Here is a 23,199-nt window from a genome sequence, read left to right as displayed (position 1 = left end):
GCCCTTACTGGATGTTGACGTCGACCGAGGCCGGCAGGTCGATGCGCATGAGCGCGTCCACCGTCTTCGGCGTCGGGTCGAGGATGTCGATGAGCCGCTTGTGCGTGCGCATCTCGAAGTGCTCGAACGAGTCCTTGTACTTGTGCGGCGAACGGATCACCGCGTACACGTTCTTCTCCGTCGGCAGCGGCACCGGGCCGACCACTCGCGCTCCGGTCTTGGTGACCGTCTCCACGATGCGTCGCGCCGAGGCATCGATCGCCTCGTGGTCGTAGGCCTTCAGCCGGATGCGGATCTTCTGTCCCGCCATCGCTGTCTTCTGCTCCTGCCGATCGGTTGTGAAAGTTCGAGTGGGTCTGCTGACCCGAGCTGGGTCGAAGCGACCCGGGGTGGTGCGCGGCGGCCGGTTGCCGGCCGCCGCGCACCGGGGGTGTTACTTGAGGATCTTGGTGACCCGGCCGGCGCCCACGGTCCGACCACCCTCACGGATGGCGAACTTGAGGCCCTCCTCCATGGCGATGGGCTGGATGAGCTCCACCGTCATCTCGGTGTTGTCGCCGGGCATGACCATCTCCGTGCCCGAGGGCAGGGTGACCACACCGGTGACGTCCGTCGTCCGGAAGTAGAACTGGGGACGGTAGTTGTTGAAGAACGGCGTGTGACGGCCACCCTCGTCCTTCGAGAGGATGTAGACCGAGCCCTCGAAGTTGGTGTGCGGGGTGATCGAGCCGGGCTTCACGACGACCTGGCCACGCTCCACGTCCTCGCGCTTGATGCCGCGGAGGAGCAGACCGACGTTGTCACCGGCCTGGCCCTGGTCGAGCAGCTTGCGGAACATCTCGACGCCGGTGACCGTGGTCTTGGTCGAGTTCTCGCGGATGCCGACGATCTCGATCTCCTCGGAGACCTTGACGATGCCACGCTCGACGCGGCCGGTGACGACCGTGCCACGACCGGTGATGGTGAAGACGTCCTCGACGGGCATGAGGAACGGCTTGTCGATGTCGCGCTCCGGCTCCGGGATCGCGGTGTCGACGGCGTTCATCAGCTCCATGAGCTTGTCGCCCCACTCGGCGTCGCCCTCGAGGGCCTTCAGCGCCGAGACGCGGACCACGGGGACGTCGTCGCCCGGGAACTCGTACTCGCTGAGGAGCTCGCGGACCTCGAGCTCGACGAGCTCCAGGATCTCCTCGTCGTCCACCATGTCGGCCTTGTTCAGGGCCACCACGATGTAGGGGACGCCGACCTGGCGGGCGAGGAGGACGTGCTCCTTGGTCTGCGGCATCGGGCCGTCGGTCGCCGCGACCACCAGGATCGCGCCGTCCATCTGGGCAGCGCCGGTGATCATGTTCTTGATGTAGTCGGCGTGACCGGGGCAGTCGACGTGCGCGTAGTGACGGTTCTCCGTCTGGTACTCGACGTGCGCGATCGAGATCGTGATGCCGCGGGCCTTCTCCTCGGGCGCCTTGTCGATCTGGTCGAAGGCGGACGCCTCGTTGAGGTCCGGGTACTTGTCGTGCAGGACCTTGGTGATCGCCGCGGTGAGCGTCGTCTTCCCGTGGTCGATGTGCCCGATGGTGCCGATGTTGACGTGCGGCTTGGTCCGCTCGAACTTGGCCTTGGCCACTGGGTTCCTCTCCTCGTGGTTACGCAGGTGGTGCGTGCTCTGGGGGTGGGGCTGTTGCTGGGGGGAGCGCGGGCCGGCCGGCCCGCATTCCGTTACTCGCCGGTCGCCTTGGCGATGATCTCCTTGGCGACGTTGGCCGGGACCTCGGCGTACGAGTCGAAGACCATCGAGTAGCTCGCCCGTCCCTGGGTGCGGCTGCGCAGGTCGCCCACGTAGCCGAACATCTCCGACAGCGGGACCAGGGCCCGGACGACGCGGGCGCCGGAGCGCTCCTCCATCGCCTGGATGGTGCCGCGGCGGGAGTTGAGGTCGCCGATGACGTCACCCATGTTGTCCTCGGGCGTGGTCACCTCGACCGCCATCAGCGGCTCCAGCAGGGCCGGGCTGGCCTTGCGCGCCGCCTCCTTGAAGGCGATCGAACCGGCGATCTTGAAGGCCATCTCCGAGGAGTCGACCTCGTGGTACTGGCCATCCAGCAGCAGCGCCTTGACGCCCACCATCGGGTAGCCGGCCAGCACGCCGTACTGCATGGCGTCCTGCATGCCCTGGTCGACCGAGGGGATGTACTCCTTCGGGATGCGACCACCGGTGACCTTGTTCTCGAACTCGTAGGTCGCCGAGTCGGCGCTCATCTCGAGCGGCTCGAGGGCGATCTGCACCTTCGCGAACTGGCCGGAACCACCGGTCTGCTTCTTGTGCGTGTAGTCGTAGCGCTCGACGCCCTTGCGGATCGTCTCGCGGTAGGCGACCTGCGGCTTGCCGACGTTGGCCTCGACGTTGAACTCGCGGCGCATGCGGTCGACGAGGATCTCCAGGTGGAGCTCGCCCATGCCGGAGATGACCGTCTGACCGGTCTCCTCGTCCAGCTTGACCTGGAAGGTCGGGTCCTCCTCGGCCAGCTTCTGGATGGCCGTGCCCAGCTTCTCCTGGTCGCTCTTGGTCTTCGGCTCGATGGCGACCGAGATGACCGGAGCGGGGAAGCTCATCGACTCCAGGATGACCGGCTTCTGCGGGTCGCAGAGGGTGTCACCCGTCGTCGTCTGCTTGAGGCCGTTGACCGCCACGATCTGGCCGGCGCCCACGCCCTCGCGCTCCTCGCGCTTGTTCGCGTGCATCTGGTAGATCTTGCCGATCCGCTCCTTGCGGTCCTTGGTGCTGTTGAGCACCGCGGTCCCCGCGTCGAGCCGGCCCGAGTACACGCGGACGTAGGTCAGCTTGCCCAGGTGCTGGTCGGTCTGGATCTTGAACGCCAGCGCGGAGAACGGCTCGTCCTCGTCGGCGTGGCGCAGGACCTCGGTCTCGCCGTCCAGCGCGGTGCCGACGATCGCCTCGATGTCCAGCGGGCTGGGCAGGTAGTCGACCACCGCGTCGAGCAGGGGCTGCACGCCCTTGTTCTTGAACGCGGTGCCGGTGAGGACCGGGTTGACCTGGCCGCCGATGGTGGCCTTGCGGATGGCCGCCTTGAGGCGGTCGACCGCGATCTCCTCGCCGCCGAGGTAGTCCTCCATCAGCGAGTCGTCGAAGTCGGCGATGTTCTCGAGCAGCTTCTCGCGGTACTCGGCGGCCTGGTCGGCGAGCTCGGCGGGGATCTCCTCGACGGCGTAGTCCTCGCCCATCTTGGTCTCACCGCGCCAGGTGAGCGCGCGCATCTCGACCAGGTCGACGACGCCGATGAAGTCCGACTCGGCACCGATCGGCAGCTGGAGCACCAGCGGGTTGGCGCCGAGGCGGTCGACCATCATGTCGACGCAGCGGAAGAAGTCCGCGCCGGTGCGGTCGAGCTTGTTGACGAAGCACATGCGCGGGACGCCGTACTTCTCGGCCTGCCGCCACACCTGCTCGGTCTGCGGCTCGACGCCGGCGACACCGTCGTAGACCGCGACCGCACCGTCGAGCACGCGGAGCGAGCGCTCCACCTCGACGGTGAAGTCGACGTGCCCGGGGGTGTCGATGATGTTGATGTCGTGGCCGTTCCAGGAGCACTTCGTCGCGGCGGACGTGATGGTGATGCCGCGCTCCTGCTCCTGCTCCATCCAGTCCATCGTGGCCGCGCCGTCGTGGACCTCACCGATCTTGTACGTGATACCGGTGTAGAAGAGGATGCGCTCGGTGGTGGTGGTCTTGCCGGCGTCGATGTGCGCCATGATCCCGATGTTGCGGGTCTTGCGGAGCTGGGCCTCGTTGCTGGCCATTTCTTCTCCTCGTGGTTCAGGTCCGTGTGCGGGTGCCGGGGCGACGACCTCGTGAGCGCGTCCCGGGAGTCCCGCCGACGGCGGGCGCTGGTGCGGTGGTTACCAGCGGTAGTGCGCGAAGGCCTTGTTCGCCTCGGCCATCTTGTGCGTGTCCTCGCGGCGCTTCACAGCGGCGCCGAGGCCGTTGCTGGCGTCGAGGATCTCGTTCATCAGGCGCTCGGTCATCGTCTTCTCGCGACGGGCCCGGCTGTACTGGATCAGCCAGCGGAGACCGAGGGTGGTGCTGCGCGAGGCGCGCACCTCGACCGGCACCTGGTAGGTCGCGCCACCGACACGGCGGCTGCGGACCTCGAGGCTCGGCTTTACGTTGTCCAGCGCGCGCTTGAGCGTGACGACCGGGTCGGTGTCGTTCTTGGCGCGGGCACCCTCGAGGGCGCCGTAGACGATCGCCTCGGCGATCGAGCGCTTGCCGTCGACGAGCACCTTGTTGACCAGCTGGGTGACCAGCTGCGACTGGTAGACCGGGTCGATGACCAGCGGTCGCTTCGGCGCGGGGCCCTTGCGAGGCATTAGCTCTTCTCCTTCTTGGCGCCGTAGCGGCTGCGGGCCTGCTTGCGGCCACGGACGGCCTGCGTGTCCAGCGAGCCGCGGATGATCTTGTAGCGCACGCCCGGCAGGTCCTTCACTCGGCCGCCGCGCACGAGCACCATCGAGTGCTCCTGCAGGTTGTGGCCGACGCCCGGGATGTAGGCGGTGACCTCGACCCCGCTGGTGAGCCGCACGCGGGCCACCTTGCGCAGCGCCGAGTTCGGCTTCTTCGGCGTCGTCGTGTAGACGCGCGTGCAGACTCCGCGGCGCTGGGGCGAACCCTTCAGCGCCGGAGTGCTGGTCTTGGTGACCTTGTCCTCGCGGCCCTTGCGGACCAGCTGGTTGATCGTGGGCATGGGTGGCCTGGATCTCCTACCTGCGCTGGGTCGTGCTCTGAAGTGTGGTGCGTGCTGTCGTGCTGGGTGCCGGGCCGCCCTGCGGTGACCCACCCGTTCCCGGCCGCCGGCCGCTGTCCGACCCCCGCGGTCGGGCGTGTCGCCCGATCCGGGACCGGTCCGCGGTCGGACCGAACTCGGTAGCCCCTCGCGACTCGGCGCCGCCACCCTCCGGCCGGGGGCCGGGAGGCGGTCCAGGCGACCAACGTACGTCGCCCAGGCGCACCGCGAACGGGAGCTGGCCCAGGGCACCCTGGGCACGGCTGACCACGATACCCGCGCCCGGAGGACCGGTCAAAGCCGGGTCCCTCACATGCACGGCCGATGGCCGACCACCACCCACCGGAGCGGGTGGCATCCGGGGCAACGGCACGTCGCCCCGTCCTCTTCCCCGGGGGGCGCAGCGGCGATCGCGGCGGCTCCCACGGGGCGATCGGCACGCTACCGGCTGCGCGGTGCCGACGGGGCCGGACCCGCTGCGCCGGGTCCGCGGAACGCCCGGGTTCGTCGGACCTCACCCCTAGCGTCCCGTGCGTCCCGCTCACCCGACCCCGGAGGGTTCCCGTGCACGCCGACTCCGCCCGCGAGCTTAAGGCCCGCATCCTCGCGCAGCTGCCGTCGGCCTCGGCGGCCGCGGTGGAGGAACGCACCGGTGCCCCCTGGCCGTGGGTGGCGGTCGGGCTCACCCCTGCCGGTGCCGCCGGCGGACGGGTGGCGGTCCGGCTGCAGCGGGACAGCGACCGCGCCCTCCTGCCGGACCTCGGCCGGACTGCCGGGGCCGAGGTGGACGTGCGGGTGATCGGTCCGGTGCGCGCGCTGCCCTCCCCCGCACCCGGTGAGCTGCGGCAGCGCGTGCGCCCGCTCCGGCCCGGCCTCTCCGTGGCGCACGCCGCGGTCACCGCCGGCACCCTGGGCGGCTTCGTGCGCACCCCGGGCGGGCTGGCCGTCCTCTCGAACAACCACGTGCTGGCGGCGAGCGGTGCCGGCTCCCCCGGGGACGCCGTGCTGCAGCCCGGCCCGTCCGACGGCGGCGGCCCGGGCGACCGGGTCGGCTCGCTCGCGGCCGCGGAGCCGCTCGTGGCCGGCCGGGCCATTCTTGTCGACGCCGCCGTCGCCCTCCTGGACGCCGGGGTGGCGGCGCGGCCGGGCGAGCTCCCCGGCGGGGCGCTTGGCGCCCTCGTGCCCGACAGCCTGGACGTCGAACCGGACGAGCAGGTGGAGAAGGTCGGCCGGACCACGGGGCACACCCGCGGTGTGGTGACCGCGGTGGAGGTGGACGCCGTGGCGGTGCAGTACGACGGCGTGGTCCACCGCTTCGACGACCAGCTGGAGATCCAGGGCGCGGCCGGGGCCTTCAGCGCCGGGGGCGACAGCGGCTCGGTGATCTGGCGCAGCCGGGACCGCGCACCGCTCGCGCTGCTGTTCGCCGGGAGCACGACCGGCGGCCCGGGCGGCTCCGGGGTCACCTTCGCCAACCCGCTCGCCACCGTGCTCCGGGTCCTCGGCGCCGAGTGGGTGCACGACTGATCCGACGGCGGGGCACGCGGGTGTCCTGGCGCGCCGCGTGGGGGCACCATGGGGCGCATGACCGACCGCGCCACCGCACGCGCCGCGAAGCGCGTCCTCACCGCGCGCCTCGCCGACGACCCCGGCGTCGCCGCGGTCGGGCTGACGCGGCGGCCCGACGGCTACGTGGTGACCGTGGACCTCGTCGATCCCGACGCCGGCCCCCGGGTTCCCGGCCAGGTCGACGGCGTGCGGGTGGTGACCCAGGTCATCGGAGTGGTCCGGCCGTTGTAGCGGGCCGATAGCGTGCCCCCAGGGGCGCCGCACCGCCGCGGGCCCGGACACCTGAGGAGGGCACGTGCGCATCGGCACCCAAGCCAGTTACAGCGGTGGGTTCAAGCAGACAGCAGCCGAGATCCGCGACCTGGAGTCCGCCGGGCTCGACGTCGCCGCGGTCGCCGAGGTCTACACGTTCGACGCGGTGAGCCAGCTCGGCTACCTCGCCGCCGTGACCGAGCGCGTCGAGCTGCTCAGCGCGATCTTCCCGCTGTACAGCCGCACCCCGGCCCTCACCGCGATGACCGCGGCGGGCCTGGACTTCGTCTCCGACGGGCGCTTCACCCTGGGCCTGGGCGCCTCCGGCCCGCAGGTCATCGAGGGCTGGCACGGCGTCCCCTACGACGCTCCCCTGCAGCGCACCCGCGAGGTCGTCGAGATCTGCCGCAAGGTGTGGCGCCGCGAGCGCGTCGAGCACCACGGCAAGAAGTACGACATCCCGCTCGCGGAGGGCCAGGGCACCGGGCTGGGCAAGCCGCTGAAGCTGATCAACACCCCCGTGCGCGAGCGCATCCCGGTGATGCTGGCCGCCCTCGGTCCGAAGAACGTCGAGCTCGCCGCCGAGATCGCCGAGGCGTGGGAGCCGATCTTCTTCATGCCCGAGCGCGCACAGGCCGTCTGGGGCGACGCGCTGGCTGCCGGCAAGGCCAAGCGCGCCCCCGAGCTGGGCGACCTGCAGGTGGTCACCGGCGTGCCGGTCGCGATCGGCGACGACCTGGACGAGGCGCAGCTGCTCGACCGCGTGCGCCCGGGCCTGGCCCTCTACATCGGTGGCATGGGCGCCCGGGGCAAGAACTTCTACAACGACCTCGCCGTCCGCTACGGCTTCGAGGCCGAGGCCAAGGAGATCCAGGACCTGTACCTCACCGGCAAGAAGGACGAGGCCGCCGCCAAGGTGCCCGACGAGCTGGTGCGGGCGACGTCCCTCATCGGCCCGGAGTCCTACGTCGCGGAGCGGGTCGCCGCGTTCGCCGAGGCCGGCGTCACCACGCTCATGCTGCAGCCCCTCGACGGCAGCCCGGCCGGCCGGCTGAAGACGGTCGAGACCATGAAGAAGATCAGCGGCTGAGCCACCACCCAGGCGGTCCTCCCTCCTCGTAGCGCGTCCTCCCTCACCGCCCACCACGAGGGAGGACGCGCCACGATCAGGTCACCTGATCCCAGCGCGGGCAGACGACAGGGCCCCCGGATCCGAGGTCGGATCCGGGGGCCCTGTCGTCACTGCCTACCTGGCGTCACTGGCGCCAGTCGTACTCCTCGAGACGCACGGCCTCGCCGGTGCCCTGACCGAAGACGTCCGGGCTGTAGTACTGCCCGTCGTCGTAGCCGGCCATGGTGTAGACGGCGGCGCGCGCCTCCTCGGTCGGCTCGACCGTGATGTTCCGGTAGCGGCTGATGCCCGTACCCGCCGGGATCAGCTTTCCGATGATCACGTTCTCCTTGAGCCCGAGCAGGCTGTCGCTCTTGCCCTGGATCGCGGCGTCGGTGAGGACCTTGGTCGTCTCCTGGAAGGAGGCGGCCGACAGCCACGACTCGGTCGCGAGCGAGGCCTTCGTGATGCCCATGAGGACCGGACGGGCCGAGGCCGGCTCGCCGCCCTCGGCGACGACGCGGCGGTTCTCGGTCTCGAACAGCGTCCGCTCGACCAGCGCACCCGGCAGGAACTCCGTGGCGCCCGAGTCGATGATGGTCACCCGCTTCAGCATCTGGCGGATGATCACCTCGATGTGCTTGTCGTGGATCGACACGCCCTGCGAGCGGTAGACCTCCTGGACCTCGCGGACCAGGTGCAGCTGCACCTCGCGCGGGCCCATGATCCGCAGCACCTCGTGCGGGTCGACGGCGCCCTCGGTGAGCTGCTCGCCCACCTCGACGTGCGAGCCGTCCTCGACCCGCAGCCGCGAGCGACGCGACAGCTTCTCGTAGACGACCTCGTCCGAGCCGTCGTCCGGGGTGATGGTCAGCTTGCGGAACTGCTCGCTGTCCTCGATCCGGACGGTGCCGGCGAGCTCCGCGATCGGCGCCTTGCCCTTGGGGACACGGGCCTCGAAGAGCTCGACCACACGCGGCAGACCGTGCGTGATGTCGGCACCGGCCACACCACCGGTGTGGAAGGTGCGCATCGTCAGCTGCGTGCCGGGCTCGCCGATGGACTGTGCGGCGATGATGCCGACGGCCTCGCCGACGTCCACGAGCTTGCCCGAGGCCAGCGAGCGGCCGTAGCAGGTCGCGCAGGTGCCGAGCAGCGACTCGCAGGTGAGCACGCAGCGCACCTTGACCTCGGCCACACCGGCGTCGATCAGCGTCTGGATGAGCACGTCACCGAGGTCGGCGTTCGCCGGGGCGATGACCGTCCCGTCCTCGGCCACCACGTCGGCGGCCAGGGCGCGGGCGTAGACGCTGGTCTCGACGTGCGCGTCACGGGTGACGACGCCGTCGACCACGGTGCCGATCGGCATGAGGACGCCGCGCTCGGTGCCGCAGTCCTCCTCGCGGATGATGACGTCCTGCGAGACGTCCACCAGACGACGGGTGAGGTACCCGGAGTCGGCGGTCCGCAGGGCGGTGTCCGCGAGGCCCTTGCGGGCGCCGTGCGTGGAGATGAAGTACTCCAGCACGGACAGACCCTCCCGGAAGTTGGCCTTGATCGGCCGCGGGATGATCTCGCCCTTCGGGTTGGCGACCAGACCACGCATACCGGCGATCTGGCTGATCTGCATCATGTTGCCTCGGGCGCCCGAGTTGACCATGACCCAGACCGGGTTCGTGGTGGGGAAGTTGTCCACCATCGCCTGGGAGACCTCGGCCCGCGCGCGGGTCCAGATCTCGATCAGCTCGCCACGGCGCTCGGAGTCAGTGATGACACCGCGCTCGTACTGCTTCTCGATCTTGGCGGCCTCGGCCTCGTGCCGGTCCATGATCTCGCGCTTGGCCGGCGGGGTCACGACGTCGTCGATGGCGATCGTGACGCCCGAGCGGGTCGCCCAGCGGAAACCGGCCGACTTGAGGGCGTCCAGCGTCGCCGCCACCTGCACCTTGGGGTAGCGCTCGGCGAGGTCGTTGACGATCGCCCCGAGCTCCTTCTTCGGCACCTGGTAGTTGACAAAGCGGTAGTCCTCGGGCAGGGCCTCGTTGAACAGCACGCGGCCCAGGCTGGTCTCGACGACGGCGGGGGCGCCGGGCGTCCAGTCCTCGGGCTGCACCCAGGCCTCGTTGACCTTGCCGTTGTCCACGCCGAACACCTCGTCGAGGCGGATCAGCGCGCGCTCCTGCAGGCCCAGCGCGCCCTTGTCGTAGGCCATGAGGGCCTCGGACGCGGACGAGTACGCCGCCGGCTGGCCGCCGTCGGCCTCGTGCCGGCTCGGCACCACGGTGGTGACGTGGTACAGGCCCAGCACCATGTCCTGGGTCGGCGCGGTGATCGGACGACCGTCGGCCGGGCTCAGGATGTTGTTGCTGGACAGCATGAGGATGCGGGCCTCGGCCTGCGCCTCGGCCGACAGCGGCAGGTGCACGGCCATCTGGTCACCGTCGAAGTCCGCGTTGAACGCGGTGCAGACGAGCGGGTGGATCTGGATGGCCTTGCCCTCGACCAGCTGCGGCTCGAAGGCCTGGATGCCCAGGCGGTGCAGCGTGGGTGCGCGGTTGAGCAGCACCGGGTGCTCGGTGATGACCTCTTCCAGCACGTCCCACACGACCGGGCGCGCACGCTCGACCATCCGCTTGGCGGACTTGATGTTCTGGGCGTGGTTGAGGTCGACCAGCCGCTTCATGACGAAGGGCTTGAAGAGCTCCAGGGCCATCTGCTTGGGCAGGCCGCACTGGTGCAGCTTCAGCTGCGGGCCGACGACGATGACCGAACGGCCGGAGTAGTCGACGCGCTTGCCGAGCAGGTTCTGGCGGAACCGGCCCTGCTTGCCCTTGAGCAGGTCGCTCAGGGACTTCAGCGGACGGTTGCCCGGGCCGGTGACCGGACGGCCGCGACGGCCGTTGTCGAACAGCGCGTCCACGGACTCCTGGAGCATCCGCTTCTCGTTGTTCACGATGATCTCGGGGGCACCGAGGTCCAGCAGGCGCTTGAGCCGGTTGTTCCGGTTGATCACCCGGCGGTACAGGTCGTTCATGTCGCTGGTGGCGAAGCGGCCACCGTCGAGCTGCACCATCGGGCGCAGGTCCGGCGGGATGACCGGGACGCAGTCCAGCACCATGCCCATGGGCGAGTTGCGGGTCTGCTGGAACGCCGCGACGACCTTGAGCCGCTTGAGCGCGCGCAGCTTGCGCTGGCCCTTGCCGCTGCGGATGGTCTCGCGCAGCGAGGCGGCCTCGGCGTCGAGGTCGAAGCCGGCGAGCAGCTTCTGCAGCGCCGCGGCGCCCATGCCGCCCTCGAAGTACTCACCGAAGCGGTCGCGCAGCTCGCGGTAGAGGCCCTCGTCGGCGATGAGCTGCTTGACCTCGAGCTTGCGGAAGGTGTCCATCACCTCGTCGAGGCGGTCGATCTCCCGCTGGGAGCGGTCGCGCAGCTGGCGCATCTCGCGCTCGCCGCCCTCGCGCACCTTGCGGCGGACGTCGGACTTGGCGCCCTCCGCCTCGAGCTCGGCCAGGTCGGCCTCGAGCTTCTGCTGGCGGGCCTCGACGTTGGCGTCGCGCTGGCCCTCCAGGTTCGACTTCTCGGCGCTGATCTCGGCCTCGATGGTCGGGAGATCGCGGTGCCGCGCCTCGTCGTCGACCGAGGTGATCATATAGGCCGCGAAGTAGATGATCTTCTCGAGGTCCTTGGGCGCCAGGTCGAGCAGGTAGCCCAGGCGCGAGGGCACGCCCTTGAAGAACCAGATGTGGGTGACCGGGGCGGCCAGCTCGATGTGGCCCATCCGCTCACGGCGCACCTTGGCGCGGGTCACCTCGACGCCGCAGCGCTCGCAGATGATGCCCTTGAAGCGCACGCGCTTGTACTTGCCGCAGTAGCACTCCCAGTCCCGGGTGGGACCGAAGATCTTCTCGCAGAAGAGACCGTCCTTCTCCGGGCGGAGGGTGCGGTAGTTGATGGTCTCGGGCTTCTTTACCTCACCGTGGCTCCACTGGCGGATGTCGTCGCCGGTGGCCAGCCCGATGCGGAGCTCGTCGAAGAAGTTGACGTCGAGCAAGGTGTGACCCCTTTCAGGGGCTAGTGCTTCGCTTCTATGACTTGGAGGTGGTGGCCGGCCGGCCCTGGGTCAGTCAGGGCCGGCCGACTGCCGATCAGACAGTCTTCGACGGAGCTCGGCTCGCGGCGGGAGAGGTCGATGCCCAGCTCCTCGGCGGCCCGGAAGACCTCGTCGTCGGTGTCGCGCAGCTCGATCGCGTTGCCGTCGCTGGAGAGGACCTCCACGTTCAGGCAGAGCGACTGGAGCTCCTTGAGCAACACCTTGAAGGACTCGGGGATGCCCGGCTCGGGGATGTTCTCGCCCTTGACGATGGCCTCGTAGACCTTCACGCGGCCCAGGATGTCGTCGGACTTGATCGTGAGCAGCTCCTGCAGCGCGTACGCGGCGCCGTAGGCCTGCATCGCCCAGCACTCCATCTCGCCGAAGCGCTGACCACCGAACTGCGCCTTACCACCCAGCGGCTGCTGCGTGATCATCGAGTACGGGCCGGTCGACCGGGCGTGGATCTTGTCGTCCACCAGGTGCAGCAGCTTCAGGATGTAGACGTAGCCCACGGCGATCGGCTCCGGGAAGGGCTCCCCGGAACGACCGTCGAACAGCCGGGCCTTGCCGGTCTCCTTGACCATCCGGTTGCCGTCGCGGTTCGGCGTCGTCGAGCCGAGGAGGCCGATGAGCTCGTCCTCCTTGGCGCCGTCGAACACCGGGGTCGCGGTGCGGGTGCCCGGCGCGGCCGAGCGGGCCGGCTCGGGCAGGTTGGCCGCCCACTCCGGGGTGCCCTCGACGTTCCAGCCCTGCTTGGCGATCCACCCGAGGTGCATCTCCAGGACCTGGCCGACGTTCATCCGGCCGGGGACGCCGAGCGGGTTCAGGACGATGTCGACCGGGGTGCCGTCCTCGAGGAACGGCATGTCCTCCTGCGGCAGGATCTTCGAGATGACGCCCTTGTTGCCGTGGCGTCCGGCGAGCTTGTCGCCGTCGGAGATCTTGCGCATCTGGGCGACGTAGACCCGGATCAGCTCGTTGACGCCGGCGGGCAGCTCGTCGCCGTCCTCGCGCGAGAACACCCGGACGCCGATGACCTTGCCGGACTCACCGTGCTTGACCTTGAGCGACGTGTCGCGGACCTCGCGGGCCTTCTCGCCGAAGATCGCGCGCAGCAGCCGCTCCTCGGGGGTCAGCTCGGTCTCGCCCTTGGGCGTGACCTTGCCGACGAGGATGTCGCCGGGGACGACCTCGGCGCCGATGCGGATGATGCCGCGCTCGTCGAGGTCGGCGAGGACCTCCTCGGAGACGTTCGGGATGTCCCGGGTGATCTCCTCGGCACCGAGCTTGGTGTCGCGGGCGTCGACCTCGAACTCCTCGATGTGGATCGAGGACAGGACGTCGTCCTGCACGAGGCGCTGCGACAGGATGATCGCGTCCTCGTAGTTGTGGCCCTCCCACGGCATGAAGGCGACGAGCAGGTTCTTGCCCAGCGCCATCTCGCCCTGGTCGGTGCAGGGGCCGTCGGCGATGACCTGGCCGACCTCGACGCGCTGGCCCTCGTCCACGACGGGGGTCTGGTTGATCGAGGTGCCCTGGTTCGAGCGGCGGAACTTCAGCAGGCGGTAGGTCTGCCGGGTGCCGTCGTCGGCCATGACGGTGACGTAGTCGGCGGTCGAGTCCTCGACCACGCCGGCCTTCTCCGCGACGACGACGTCGCCGGCGTCGACGGCAGCCCGCAGCTCCATGCCGGTGCCGACCAGCGGGGCCTCGCTGCGGAGCAGCGGCACCGCCTGGCGCTGCATGTTGGCGCCCATGAGCGCGCGGTTGGCGTCGTCGTGCTCGAGGAACGGGATCATCGCGGTGGCGACCGAGGTCATCTGCCGCGGCGAGACGTCCATGTAGTCGACGTTCTCGGGGGCGACGTAGTCGACCTCGCCACCCTTGGTGCGGACCAGGACGCGGTCCTCGGTGAGCCGGTTGCCGTCGAGCACGGAGTTGGCCTGCGCGACGACGAAGCGGTCCTCCTCGTCGGCGGTCAGGTAGTCGATCTGCTCCGTGACGGTGCCGTTCTCGACCTTGCGGTACGGCGTCTCGATGAAGCCGAAGGCGTTGACCCGGCCAAACGAGGACAGCGAGCCGATCAGGCCGATGTTCGGGCCTTCCGGCGTCTCGATCGGGCACATCCGGCCGTAGTGGCTCGGGTGGACGTCGCGGACCTCCATGCCGGCGCGCTCACGCGACAGACCGCCCGGGCCCAGCGCCGACAGGCGGCGCTTGTGGGTCAGACCCGCGAGCGGGTTGGTCTGGTCCATGAACTGCGACAGCTGGCTGGTGCCGAAGAACTCCTTGATGGAGGCGACGACCGGCCGGATGTTGATCAGGGTCTGCGGCGTGATCGCCTCGACGTCCTGGGTGGTCATGCGCTCGCGGACCACGCGCTCCATGCGGGAGAGGCCGACCCGGATCTGGTTCTGGATCAGCTCGCCGACGGTGCGCAGGCGGCGGTTGCCGAAGTGGTCGATGTCGTCGACGCCGTGGTCGGGCTCGCCGGCGTGGAGGCGCACGACGTACTCGATGGTGGCGACGATGTCGTCCTCGGTCAGCGTGCTGGTGCCCTGCGGCACCGAGACGCCCAGCTTCTTGTTGACCTTGTACCGGCCGACCTTGGCCAGGTCGTAGCGCTTCGGGTTGAAGAACAGGTTCTCCAGCAGCGCCTGGGCCGACTCGCGCGTCGGCGGCTCGCCCGGACGCAGCTTGCGGTAGATGTCGAGGAGGGCCTCGTCCTGCCCGGCGATGTGGTCCTTCTCGAGCGTGGCCAGCACGGTGGGCGACCACTGGAAGTGCTCGCGGATGCGGTCCTCGCCCCAGCCGAGCGCCTTGAGCAGCACGGTGACCGGCTGACGGCGCTTGCGGTCGATGCGGACGCCGACGGTGTCGCGCTTGTCGACGTCGAACTCCAGCCACGCACCGCGGCTCGGGATGACCTTGGCGCTGAAGACGTCCTTGTCCGAGGTCTTGTCCAGCGACTTGTCGAAGTAGACGCCGGGGCTGCGGACGAGCTGGGAGACGACGACGCGCTCGGTGCCGTTGATGACGAACGTGCCCTTGTTCGTCATGATCGGGAAGTCGCCCATGAACACCGTCTGGCTCTTGATCTCGCCGGTGGTGTTGTTCATGAACTCGGCGGTGACGAACAGCGGCGCCGCGTAGGTCATGTCCTTGTCCTTGCACTCCTCGAGGGACGCCTTGACGTCCTCGAAGCGCGGGTTGGAGAAGGACAGCGACATCGAGCCGCTGAAGTCCTCGATCGGGGAGATCTCCTCGAGGATCTCGGCGAGGCCGCCGACGGCGGACTCCTGCTCCTCGGGGGAGAGCGTCGCGCGCCACTCGGGGCTGCCGATGAGCCAGTCGAACGAGGCGGTCTGCAGGGCCAGCAGGTCCGGGACCGCGAGCGGCTCGGAGATCTTGGCGAAGGAGACGCGCAGCGGGGCGCCGGGGATCTTCTGCTGGTCGGCCTCGCCGGTGCGGGGGCCGTCCTGCGGGGCGGTGCTGGTGGTGCCGGACTCGGTGGTGCTGGGGTTGATGCTGGTGGGGCGAGAGCCTGCCAAGATGCGTCCTTCCAAGGACCTCACGACGTGCGGGCGGGGGTGCTGGTCGTCCTGGGTCGTCGTCGGTAATGGCGAGGCTGTCCGCGACGGCCGCGTACACCCGGATCGAGGGTCGGCGAGGGGTTCACCCGGAGGGTTCCCGGGCACCCGTCGTGACCCGTCTCAACGGGCAGGCAGTCAGAGGGCAGCGCAACAGGAGACCCTACCCCTGCTGTTGCGTGATGTCCACGCCAGGGGTACCGGTGCGACCGGTGCCACATCGGGCTCGACACGGTCCGCGCTCCGGGCGGTGCACCCATGATGCCAGGCGCGGCGGAGCGCTCCGACCGCCACGCCGGGGACCGGCGTCAGCTGGTCGTCAGCTGGGTGAGCTCGCTGATCTTCCAGTCGCCGGCGACCTGCACCATGCCGAGCCGGATGGTCTGCACGCAGGACTGGGCGCCCTCGGGCGTGACCTCGCACTCCGAGCCCTCCGGGGCCTGCCCGTTCCCGCTGGTCACCGACTGGGGCGACGTACCGGCCGAACACGACCACCGTCGCGGTGTCCTGGGCGTCGTTGACCTGTTGCAACCCGATGTCGAGCACCTCGTAGCTGGTCGTCGCCGACACCTGCTCGTAGGTGTCGAGGATGCCGCCCTGCGAGAGCTCCTGCTCGTACTGCTCGCGGAGGTCCCCGGTGAGGACGGCGAGCTTGCGGTCCAGGCTGCCTTCGGAGTCCTGGTAGTCGTAGGCGTACAGGTCCTCGACCGAGCTGCGCGCGGCGGCGAAGATGCCGTCGTCGACCGAGCGCGGGTGCATCCGCTCCCAGACCAGGTAGCCGACACCGGCGGCGGCGAGCACGCACAGCGCGGTGAGGACGGCGGCCAGCGCGGGGAAGCCCCGCCGCCCGGTGCGGGCCTGCGCCGCGCGCCGGCGGGCGCCGCTGCGCCGGCCGGTGGCGGCGGCCAGCTCGGCGGTGACCGGCTCGCCGACCGCGGGGTCGGTGGTGGTGGTCGCCGCGGCGGCGGCCACCGCGGCGGCCGCCTCCTCCCGCTCGCGCCGGGCGCCGGCCACCCGCGGCCGGGGGCTGGGCCGGGCTGCGGGTGCAGCGCGGGGCGCGGGCGACGGGCGCGTGCGCGGCGCGGGACGGGGACGGTCCTCCGGGGTGCCGGTCATGCCGTCACAGCCCCGAGATCCCGGACAGCAGCCACCGGTCGTCCACCTTCTGCAGCTCCACCTTGATCCGGTACTTCACGATCGACGGCCGGGGGTCGGCCGCGCTCTGCTGGGTCGACTGGATGACCAGCAGCACGGTGCCGGTCGTGTCGTCGGCCCGGGTGACGCCGGCGCCGATCACCTCCGTGTTCACCACCGCCTGCACCTCGGTGAACCGGTCGCGCTGCTGCTCGAGCTGCGCGACCGACTCCTCCAGCAGGTCACCGGTGGCGACGCGGCGGATCTGGGCGATGTCGTCGTCGAGGGTGAGGTGGTCGAAGGACGTCAGGTCGACGACGCCGGAGCGGGCCGCCTGCAGCACCTCGACGTAGTCCGCCGTCGTGACCGAGGAGGGCTCGGGGCGGCTGGTCCACAGCCACGCGCCGGCGGCGAGCAGGAGGACCAGCAGCACGCCGAGCACCGGCACGAGCGGCACGCCGATCCGGCCCCGACCGCCCGTCGTCGCGTCGTCGTCCCGGCCGGCGGGGTCGCCGGTGGGGTCGCCGCTGGGGTCGCCGGCGGGGCGCTCGTCCGGGCCGGCGGCCGGCGACGGCAGCGCGTCGTCGTCCTCCCGTGCGCGCGTGGGCGCGTCGCTGGTCAACCCTGGCCCTCCTCGTCGTCTCGCTCGTGCACCGGCGCCGTGCCGGGTCAGCCGGTGGTGCGTGCGAACGGGACCGCACCGCCGAGGAGGCCGGTGAGCACCTCGTCGAGCAGGCCGGTGACCCCGTCCACCAGGCCGCCGATCACGGTACCGAGCGGGGGCAGCCCCGCGAGGCCGGTCTGGGGGCCGGACCCGGCGACACCACCCGATCGGCCGATGTTCTGCTCGCCGCGGATGCTCGAACCGGTCTCGTCGACGCCGTCGGAGGGGTCCGGGTCGACGCCGTTCACGACCCCGCAGGAGACCTCGCCGGTGTCCAGGCCGGCCACCGCGCCCGGGCTGCGGGCCGCACCCGTGGAGAGGTAGCCGGTGGTGCAGGAGGCGGGATCGCCGACGTTGAGCACGAAGCCGAAGTGCGCGCGCATCACGCCGCCGTCGTTGCGGACCACGCTGAACCCGCCGGAGACGACGTCGGGGTAGGTGACCAGGAGCTGCTCGACGCCGTCCAGCCGCGGGGTCACCACCCCGTTGAGGATGTCGACGTTGCGGACCAGGGAGCCCAGGCCGGGGCCGGCCCGCTCCACCAGCTCCTGCAGCGCGCCGGCGCCCTCCGGCGCGTTGGCCAGCAGCGAGCGGATGTCCTCGTCGCTCTCGACCACGGTGTCCGCGACCAGCCGCAGGTCACCGGCCCACTGCTCGATCGCCGAGCGGCTGGCCACCTGCGTGTCGAGGACGGTCCGCCCCTCGGTGATCAGCGCCATGGTCGCGGGCAGGGACTCCTCGGCGCGGGCGAGCAGCAGGTCGCCGTTGTCGATCAACCGCCCGAGGTCGTCGCCCGCGCCGGCGAACGCCCGGCCCAGCTCGTCGACGACGATGCGGAGGTTCTCCTGGTCGATGGAGCCGACCAGCCGGTCCACGTTCAGCAGCAGCTCCTCCACCGGGACCGGGATGGAGGTCCGCTCCACCGGGATGACCGACCCGTCCTCCAGGAACGGGCCGTCGGGGCCGGCGGGCTCGAGGTTGACGTACTGCTCCCCCACCGCGCTGCGGTTGGCGACGGTGGCGGTGGCGTCCGCGGGGATCGGCTCGGCGTCGGGGTCGATGGTGAGGACGACGCGGACGCCGTCGTCGACGAGCTCCATGTCGCTCACCCGCCCGACCGCGACGCCGCGGTAGGTGACCTCGGCGTTGACGAAGATGCCGCCGGAGTCCTCGAAGTCCGCGGCCACGTCGTAGCCGCTGCCCAGGACGGCGCGGTCCAGCCCGACGTGGTTCCAGCCCAGGTAGGCCATGCCGAGGACGGCCACGGTCAGGAAGGCGAGCAGCTGCAGCCTGGTGGTCCGCGTGATCACGGCTGGCCTCCGGTGAACAGGGGGAAGCCGAGGAGGCCGCCCAGCGCCTCGGCCGTCGGCAGCTGACCGACGATCTCCCCGGGCAGGATGCTCAGCGGCGCCTGGGCCGGCGCGGTGCCGCCCGTGCCCCCGGTCCCGCCGGTGGCCACGCCCTGGTTCTGGTTCCCCGGCGGGGTGCCCGGCTGGCCGCAGGCGGTGCCGAGCAGCTGCTCGGGCGAGAGCGTCTCGAGCGCGCCGGTCAGCGGGTCGACGACGTACCGGCAGAGCACCTGGGTGAGGTCGAGGTCCAGCGTCGCGGTCATGTTGGCGAACAGGCCGTAGCCGCCGGTCCGCTGGTCGGGCCGGTAGTTCAGCGGGACGTCCCCGCCGCTGCCGTCGCCGACCACCGCGCTGGCCGGGAAGGGGTAGGTGAGCAGCAGGTCCAGCGAGCCGGCCAGGTCGGGCCCGGCGGCGGCCAGCTGGGTGAGGATCGGCTGGAGCAGCCGCAGGTCCTCGACGGTGTGCGCCGCGGCCTGGTCGATGATCCGGGTGCCGACGTCGCCGAGCCTGGACAGGCTCTCCAGCATCGAGACCAGCAGGCCCCGCTGCTCGTTGATGACGTCGAGGCCCGGGCCGATGGTGTCGAGCGCGGTCTCGATCGTGCCGGTGCGCTCGGCCAGCGTGGCCGCGAGCGCGTTCGCGCTGTCCAGCGCGCGGTTGATCTCGGTCTTCTGCTCGTCCAGCCCGCCGATGAGGACGTCGAGCTGGTCGAGGGTGTCGCGGATGGCGTCCTCGCGGCCCTCCAGCGCCTCGCCGACCTCGCGGGTGATCGTCGTGAGCTGGGTGAGCCCGCCACCGTTGAGCACCAGCGACAGCGCGCCGAGCAGCTCCTCGACCTCGACGTTGCGGTTGGTCCGCTCCAGCGGGATGAGGTCGCCGTCCCCGAGCCGTCCCCGCGGCTGCTCGATGCCGGGCGCGGCCAGCTCGACGTACTTCTCGCCGAGCAGCGAGCTCTGCTGGATCATCGCGACCGCGTTCTCCGGCAGCTCGACGTCGCCGTTGACCGAGAGGGTCACCTCGGCGGTCCAGTCCTCGTTCAGCTCGATCTCGTCGACCCGGCCCACGGGCACGTCGGCGACCCGGACGCCGGACTGCGGCACCAGGTCCAGGACGTCGAGGAACTGCACGGTCACCTGGTAGGGCTCCTCGCCGAGGTCCGCCCCGCCGGGGAGGTCGAGGGAGTAGGCCCCGCGGAACCCGCCGCAGCCGGCCAGCAGCAGCACCCCGGCGGCGGCCGCGGCCACCCGCGTCGTCCGGCGGGTCACCGCTGCGCCCCGGGGAGCGCGGGGAAGCCGATCAGCGGGCCGCCGGCCGGCGCCGTGGCGCCACCGAACAGCGCGGTGAGCAGCTCCTGCAGGTCGGGCACGCCGTTGCCGTTCAGGTCGTCGTAGGCGCCGTCGGCGTCCGCGTCGCCGGAGAGCAGCCGGCTGCACACCTGCTCGACGAAGGGCAGCTGGAGGCCGATGGCCGGCAGCACGTCGAGATCGAGCTGGAGCCGGCCGGTCGCCGACAGCAGCTGGCAGACGATGACCTCGGGAGCGGTCCCGCCGAGGGAGTTGTCCCGGGTGTCCAGCGTCCCGAAGTCCGGGTTGTAGGCGTGCGCGAGGTTCCCGAGCGCCGCCGGCGCGACGTCGAGCACCTCGGCCAGCGCGGAGCGCTGCTGCACCAGCGCCAGCGTGACGTCGGCCAGCCGGTCGACGTTGGTGCTCAGCAGGTCGGTGTTCGTCCGGACGAACCCGGCGACGTCGCCCAGGGCCGCCGACAGCAGCTCGACGGCGCGGGCGAGGTCGGCCCGCTCCTGCTCGAGCAGGTCCGCGACCGCGGCCATGTTGGTGTTGAACTGGCCGACGCTCGCGTCGATCGCGGCCAGGGCGCCGGTGAAGGTCTGCAGGTTCTCGATCGAGTCGAACAGCCCGTCCCGGTTCCGCGCGAGCGTCTCCACGGCCTGCGAGAAGCCGGTGAGCGTGCGGTTGAGCGCCTCGCCGTTGCCGTCGAGGTTGGCCGCGCCCACGTCCACGAGGTCGGAGAGCGCGCCGTCGGCGTTCGCGCCGGTCGGGCCGAGCGCGACCGACAGCTCGTCGAGCGCGCCGTACACCCGGTCCAGCTCCACCGGGGTCGCCGTCCGGTCCATCGGCACCTCGGCGCCGTCCTCCATGGTGGGCCCGCCGGCGTAGACCGGCGCGAACTGCACGTACCGGTCGGACACCAGCGACGGCGCCAGGACGACGGCCGCGGCGTCGGCGGGGATGTCGTAGTCGTCGTCGATCAGCATCGTCACGCGCACCCGGTCGCCCATCGGCAGGACCTCGGTGATCTCGCCGACGTCGATGCCGAGGATGCGGACGTCGGAGCCGGCGTAGAGCCCCACGGTCTGGTCGAACCAGGCCGTGACCCGGTACTGCCCTGCCGGGCGCAGGACGGTCCAGCCGAGCGCGGCCACCAGGACGAGGGCGGCGGCCGCGGCCACCGCGCGCTGCAGGGAGCCGCTCATCAGTTGCCCTCCGCGCAGGTCAGCGGGAGCCCGACGACACCGGGGCCGCCGCAGATCGCGCTGCCGACGACGCCGGGGATGAGGTTGTCCACGAAGCTGTCGAACCACCGTCCGTTGCCGAGGGTGTTGGTGAAGACGCGGACGAAGGGCGCCAGCCGGTCCACCGTCTGCGAGATGTTGTCCCGGTTGCGGGCGAGGATGTCGGTCACCGTGGCCAGCTGCTGCAGCGCCGGGGTGAGCGCCTCGCGGTTGTCGGCCACCAGGCCCTGCAGCTGCAGGGACAGCTCCTGGGTGCTGGTGAGGATCGAGTCGATCAGCGCCCGGCGCTCCTGCACCTCGGTGAGCAGCGTGTTCGAGTCCAGGATCAGCTGGGTGAACTCGCCGTTCCGGTCGGCCAGGACGTCGGTGACCGTGCGGGTCGCGGTGAGCAGCTGCTCGAGCTGGGCGTCGCGCGAGGCGATGGTGTCCGACAGCCGGGCCAGGCCCTCGATCGAACTGCGCACCTCCTCCGGCGTCTCGGCGAAGGTCTCGGCCAGCACCTCGAAGGAGCTCGCCAGCTGGGTGGTGTCCAGGTCCTCGACCGTGGTCGACAGGTCGGCGAAGGCCTCGACGACGTCGTAGGGCGAGGCGGTGCGCTCCAGCGGGATCGGCTCGTCGGGGTCCAGCTCGCTCGATCCGCGCGGGACCAGCGCCACGTACTTGGCGCCCAGCACCGTCTCGATCTTGATGGCCGCCTCGGAGCGGTCGCCGACGAACGCGTCGGTCACCCGGAACTCGACCACCACCGCGCCGTCCTCGAGCGACATCTTCTCGACGTTGCCGACCTTGACGCCGGCCACCCGCACCGGGTCGTCGGGCCGCAACCCCGCGGCCTCGCTGAACTGGGCGCGGTAGACGGTGCCGCCACCGATGAGCGGCAGCGACTGCGTGTTGAAGGCGAGGAAGACCAGCGCGGCGATCACCGTCAGGCTGATCGCGCCGATGGTGACCGGGTTGCGGTCGCGGAAGGGCTTGGAGGTGCGGGCCATCAGCCGCCGCACCCCCGCTCGCCGTTGCCCAGACCGTCCGCCGGGACGTTGACCCCGGACAGCTCGCCGGTCAGCGGGTTGGTCACCGGCACGCGGATGAAGCCGCCGGCCCCGCAGACGAAGAAGTTGAACCAGCTGCCGTTGATCGCCGTCCGGGTGATCAGGTCGATCTTGGTCGGCGCGAGCTCGAGGAAGCCCTCGAGGACGTCGCCGGTGTCGGCGAGGTTGCCGGCCAGGTCGTCGAGCGCGCGGATGTCGGCGGCCAGCGGCGCCCGGGCCTCCTCCAGCAGGCCGGTGGTCGCGGTGGCGAGCTGGTCGATGGTCTGCAGCGAGTCGAAGATGACCTCGCGGTCGCCGGCCAGGCCGGTGACGAACTGCTGCAGGCTCACGATCAGGTCCGACAGCTCCTGGTCGCGCGCGGCGACCGACCCCATGACGGTGGTCAGGTTGTCGATGACGTCGCCGATGACGGCGTCCTTGTCCGCCAGCGAGGTGCTCAGCGAGGCGACGTGCGCCAGCAGCCCCTCGACCGTGCCGCCCTCGCCCTGGAAGACCTGGATGACCTCGTAGGAGAGCCGGTTCATGTCCGCCGGGGAGAGCGCCTGCAGCAGCGGCTGGAACCCGCCGAACAGCGTGGTCAGGTCCAGCGCCGGCCGGGTCTGCGCCACCGGGATCAGCCCGCCCTGCTCGAGGGTGCGGCCCGCGGCCCCCTCCCCCTCGGCGAGCGCGACGTAGCGCTGGCCGACCAGGTTGCGGTAGCGGATCGCGGCCTCGACCGTCGCCGGCAGCGGGACGTCGGCGTCCACCTCGAGCTCGACCTCGGCCAGCGGGCGGTCGCCGGCGCCCTCGACCAGGCCGATGCCCTTCACCTGGCCCACCCGCACGCCGGCGATGCGCACCTCGTCGCCCTCGACCAGCCCGGCGACGTCGGTGAACTCGGCCCGGTAGGCGACCTGCTCCCCGTACCCGGCGTTGGTGATCGTCGTGATCAGCACGTAGCTGGCCATCATGGTCACCAGCGCGAAGGCGACCAGCTTGACCAGCGGTGCGAGCAGCCCCCTCACGGTGCCCACCCCGCTCCGCGGCCGATCGCTCCGCTCCTCGCTCGTCCCTCGC

General features: G+C 71.0%; 17 protein-coding genes. 3 read left to right on the top strand and 14 right to left on the bottom strand.

The genetic code is table 11. From position 1 onward, the window contains the following. Nucleotides 1–4: 4 nt before the first annotated feature. The 5 genes from rpsJ to rpsL all read right to left on the bottom strand — a co-directional run bounded on the left by rpsJ (nucleotide 5) and on the right by rpsL (nucleotide 4,763). Nucleotides 5–310, bottom strand: a complete 306-nt coding sequence (gene rpsJ / locus JKP76_RS07580; RefSeq protein WP_014377994.1) for a 30S ribosomal protein S10 — start codon at nucleotides 308–310, stop codon at nucleotides 5–7. A 123-nt stretch (nucleotides 311–433) separates the two neighbouring features. Beyond that, the gene (gene tuf, locus JKP76_RS07575) at nucleotides 434–1,627 is read right to left on the bottom strand and encodes an elongation factor Tu (RefSeq protein ID WP_200490201.1); all 1,194 of its coding nucleotides are present in this window, start codon (nucleotides 1,625–1,627) and stop codon (nucleotides 434–436) included. 92 nt (nucleotides 1,628–1,719) lie between these two features. Beyond that, nucleotides 1,720–3,819, bottom strand: coding sequence for an elongation factor G (gene fusA, locus JKP76_RS07570; protein WP_200490200.1), 2,100 nt, complete (start codon nucleotides 3,817–3,819; stop codon nucleotides 1,720–1,722). A 99-nt stretch (nucleotides 3,820–3,918) separates the two neighbouring features. After that, nucleotides 3,919–4,389 (bottom strand): 30S ribosomal protein S7, encoded by a 471-nt coding sequence (rpsG, locus tag JKP76_RS07565; protein ID WP_200490199.1) that lies wholly within the window; start codon nucleotides 4,387–4,389, stop codon nucleotides 3,919–3,921. Next, on the bottom strand, nucleotides 4,389–4,763 hold the full coding sequence (gene rpsL / locus JKP76_RS07560; RefSeq protein ID WP_200490198.1) for a 30S ribosomal protein S12: 375 nt from the start codon (nucleotides 4,761–4,763) through the stop codon (nucleotides 4,389–4,391). The genes rpsG and rpsL overlap by 1 nt, the downstream gene beginning before the upstream one ends. 603 nt (nucleotides 4,764–5,366) lie before the next feature. Between rpsL and JKP76_RS07555 the strand changes: the two genes are divergently transcribed. The 3 genes from JKP76_RS07555 (at nucleotide 5,367) to JKP76_RS07545 (ending at nucleotide 7,713) form a co-directional block, all read left to right on the top strand. Next, nucleotides 5,367–6,329 (top strand): hypothetical protein, encoded by a 963-nt coding sequence (locus JKP76_RS07555; protein WP_200490197.1) that lies wholly within the window; start codon nucleotides 5,367–5,369, stop codon nucleotides 6,327–6,329. Between the two features lie 57 nt (nucleotides 6,330–6,386). Then, entirely contained in the window at nucleotides 6,387–6,602 is a 216-nt protein-coding gene (locus JKP76_RS07550) for a hypothetical protein (RefSeq protein ID WP_200490196.1), read from the top strand. Between the two features lie 64 nt (nucleotides 6,603–6,666). Then, nucleotides 6,667–7,713 carry an LLM class F420-dependent oxidoreductase gene (locus JKP76_RS07545; protein WP_200490195.1) on the top strand — a complete coding sequence of 349 codons (1,047 nt, stop codon included), beginning with the start codon at nucleotides 6,667–6,669 and terminating at the stop codon, nucleotides 7,711–7,713. 166 nt (nucleotides 7,714–7,879) lie between these two features. Here the strand turns inward: JKP76_RS07545 and JKP76_RS07540 are convergent, their stop codons facing one another. The 9 genes from JKP76_RS07540 to JKP76_RS07500 form a co-directional block, all read right to left on the bottom strand. After that, nucleotides 7,880–11,785: a DNA-directed RNA polymerase subunit beta' gene (locus JKP76_RS07540; protein WP_200490194.1), complete on the bottom strand. Its 3,906-nt coding sequence runs from the start codon at nucleotides 11,783–11,785 to the stop codon at nucleotides 7,880–7,882. A 20-nt stretch (nucleotides 11,786–11,805) separates the two neighbouring features. Continuing rightward, complete coding sequence (gene rpoB, locus JKP76_RS07535; RefSeq protein ID WP_375335644.1) at nucleotides 11,806–15,270, bottom strand: DNA-directed RNA polymerase subunit beta; 3,465 nt, start codon at nucleotides 15,268–15,270, stop codon at nucleotides 11,806–11,808. A 285-nt stretch (nucleotides 15,271–15,555) separates the two neighbouring features. Beyond that, a complete protein-coding gene (locus JKP76_RS07530; RefSeq protein WP_200490193.1) occupies nucleotides 15,556–16,431 on the bottom strand; it encodes a hypothetical protein in 876 nt (291 codons plus the stop codon). A 106-nt stretch (nucleotides 16,432–16,537) separates the two neighbouring features. Further along, nucleotides 16,538–17,173, bottom strand: coding sequence for a hypothetical protein (locus JKP76_RS07525; RefSeq protein WP_200490192.1), 636 nt, complete (start codon nucleotides 17,171–17,173; stop codon nucleotides 16,538–16,540). Between the two features lie 47 nt (nucleotides 17,174–17,220). Further along, on the bottom strand, nucleotides 17,221–18,525 hold the full coding sequence (locus JKP76_RS07520; protein WP_200490191.1) for an MCE family protein: 1,305 nt from the start codon (nucleotides 18,523–18,525) through the stop codon (nucleotides 17,221–17,223). Further along, nucleotides 18,522–19,829: an MCE family protein gene (locus JKP76_RS07515; RefSeq protein WP_200490190.1), complete on the bottom strand. Its 1,308-nt coding sequence runs from the start codon at nucleotides 19,827–19,829 to the stop codon at nucleotides 18,522–18,524. Before JKP76_RS07515 ends, JKP76_RS07520 begins: the two co-directional genes overlap by 4 nt. Continuing rightward, on the bottom strand, nucleotides 19,826–21,055 hold the full coding sequence (locus tag JKP76_RS07510) for an MCE family protein (protein WP_200490189.1): 1,230 nt from the start codon (nucleotides 21,053–21,055) through the stop codon (nucleotides 19,826–19,828). Before JKP76_RS07510 ends, JKP76_RS07515 begins: the two co-directional genes overlap by 4 nt. Next, nucleotides 21,055–22,083 carry an MCE family protein gene (locus tag JKP76_RS07505; protein ID WP_200490188.1) on the bottom strand — a complete coding sequence of 343 codons (1,029 nt, stop codon included), beginning with the start codon at nucleotides 22,081–22,083 and terminating at the stop codon, nucleotides 21,055–21,057. Before JKP76_RS07505 ends, JKP76_RS07510 begins: the two co-directional genes overlap by 1 nt. Next, nucleotides 22,083–23,147: an MCE family protein gene (locus tag JKP76_RS07500; RefSeq protein ID WP_309229917.1), complete on the bottom strand. Its 1,065-nt coding sequence runs from the start codon at nucleotides 23,145–23,147 to the stop codon at nucleotides 22,083–22,085. The genes JKP76_RS07505 and JKP76_RS07500 overlap by 1 nt, the downstream gene beginning before the upstream one ends. Nucleotides 23,148–23,199 lie beyond the last annotated feature (52 nt).

The sequence above is a fragment of the Blastococcus sp. TML/C7B genome, assembly GCF_016612845.1.
GTDB lineage: Bacteria > Actinomycetota > Actinomycetes > Mycobacteriales > Geodermatophilaceae > Blastococcus.
This window is presented reverse-complemented; position numbering and strand designations above follow the sequence as displayed.

What these genes read in the sequence shown, in the direction of transcription:
- rpsJ (WP_014377994.1), bottom strand. Translation starts at nt 310, where the DNA reads ATGGCGGGACAGAAGATCCGCATCCGGCTGAAGGCCTACGACCACGAG.
- fusA (WP_200490200.1), bottom strand. Translation starts at nt 3,819, where the DNA reads ATGGCCAGCAACGAGGCCCAGCTCCGCAAGACCCGCAACATCGGGATC.
- rpsG (WP_200490199.1), bottom strand. Translation starts at nt 4,389, where the DNA reads ATGCCTCGCAAGGGCCCCGCGCCGAAGCGACCGCTGGTCATCGACCCG.
- rpsL (WP_200490198.1), bottom strand. Translation starts at nt 4,763, where the DNA reads ATGCCCACGATCAACCAGCTGGTCCGCAAGGGCCGCGAGGACAAGGTC.
- JKP76_RS07550 (WP_200490196.1), top strand. Translation starts at nt 6,387, where the DNA reads ATGACCGACCGCGCCACCGCACGCGCCGCGAAGCGCGTCCTCACCGCG.
- JKP76_RS07510 (WP_200490189.1), bottom strand. Translation starts at nt 21,055, where the DNA reads ATGAGCGGCTCCCTGCAGCGCGCGGTGGCCGCGGCCGCCGCCCTCGTC.
- JKP76_RS07505 (WP_200490188.1), bottom strand. Translation starts at nt 22,083, where the DNA reads ATGGCCCGCACCTCCAAGCCCTTCCGCGACCGCAACCCGGTCACCATC.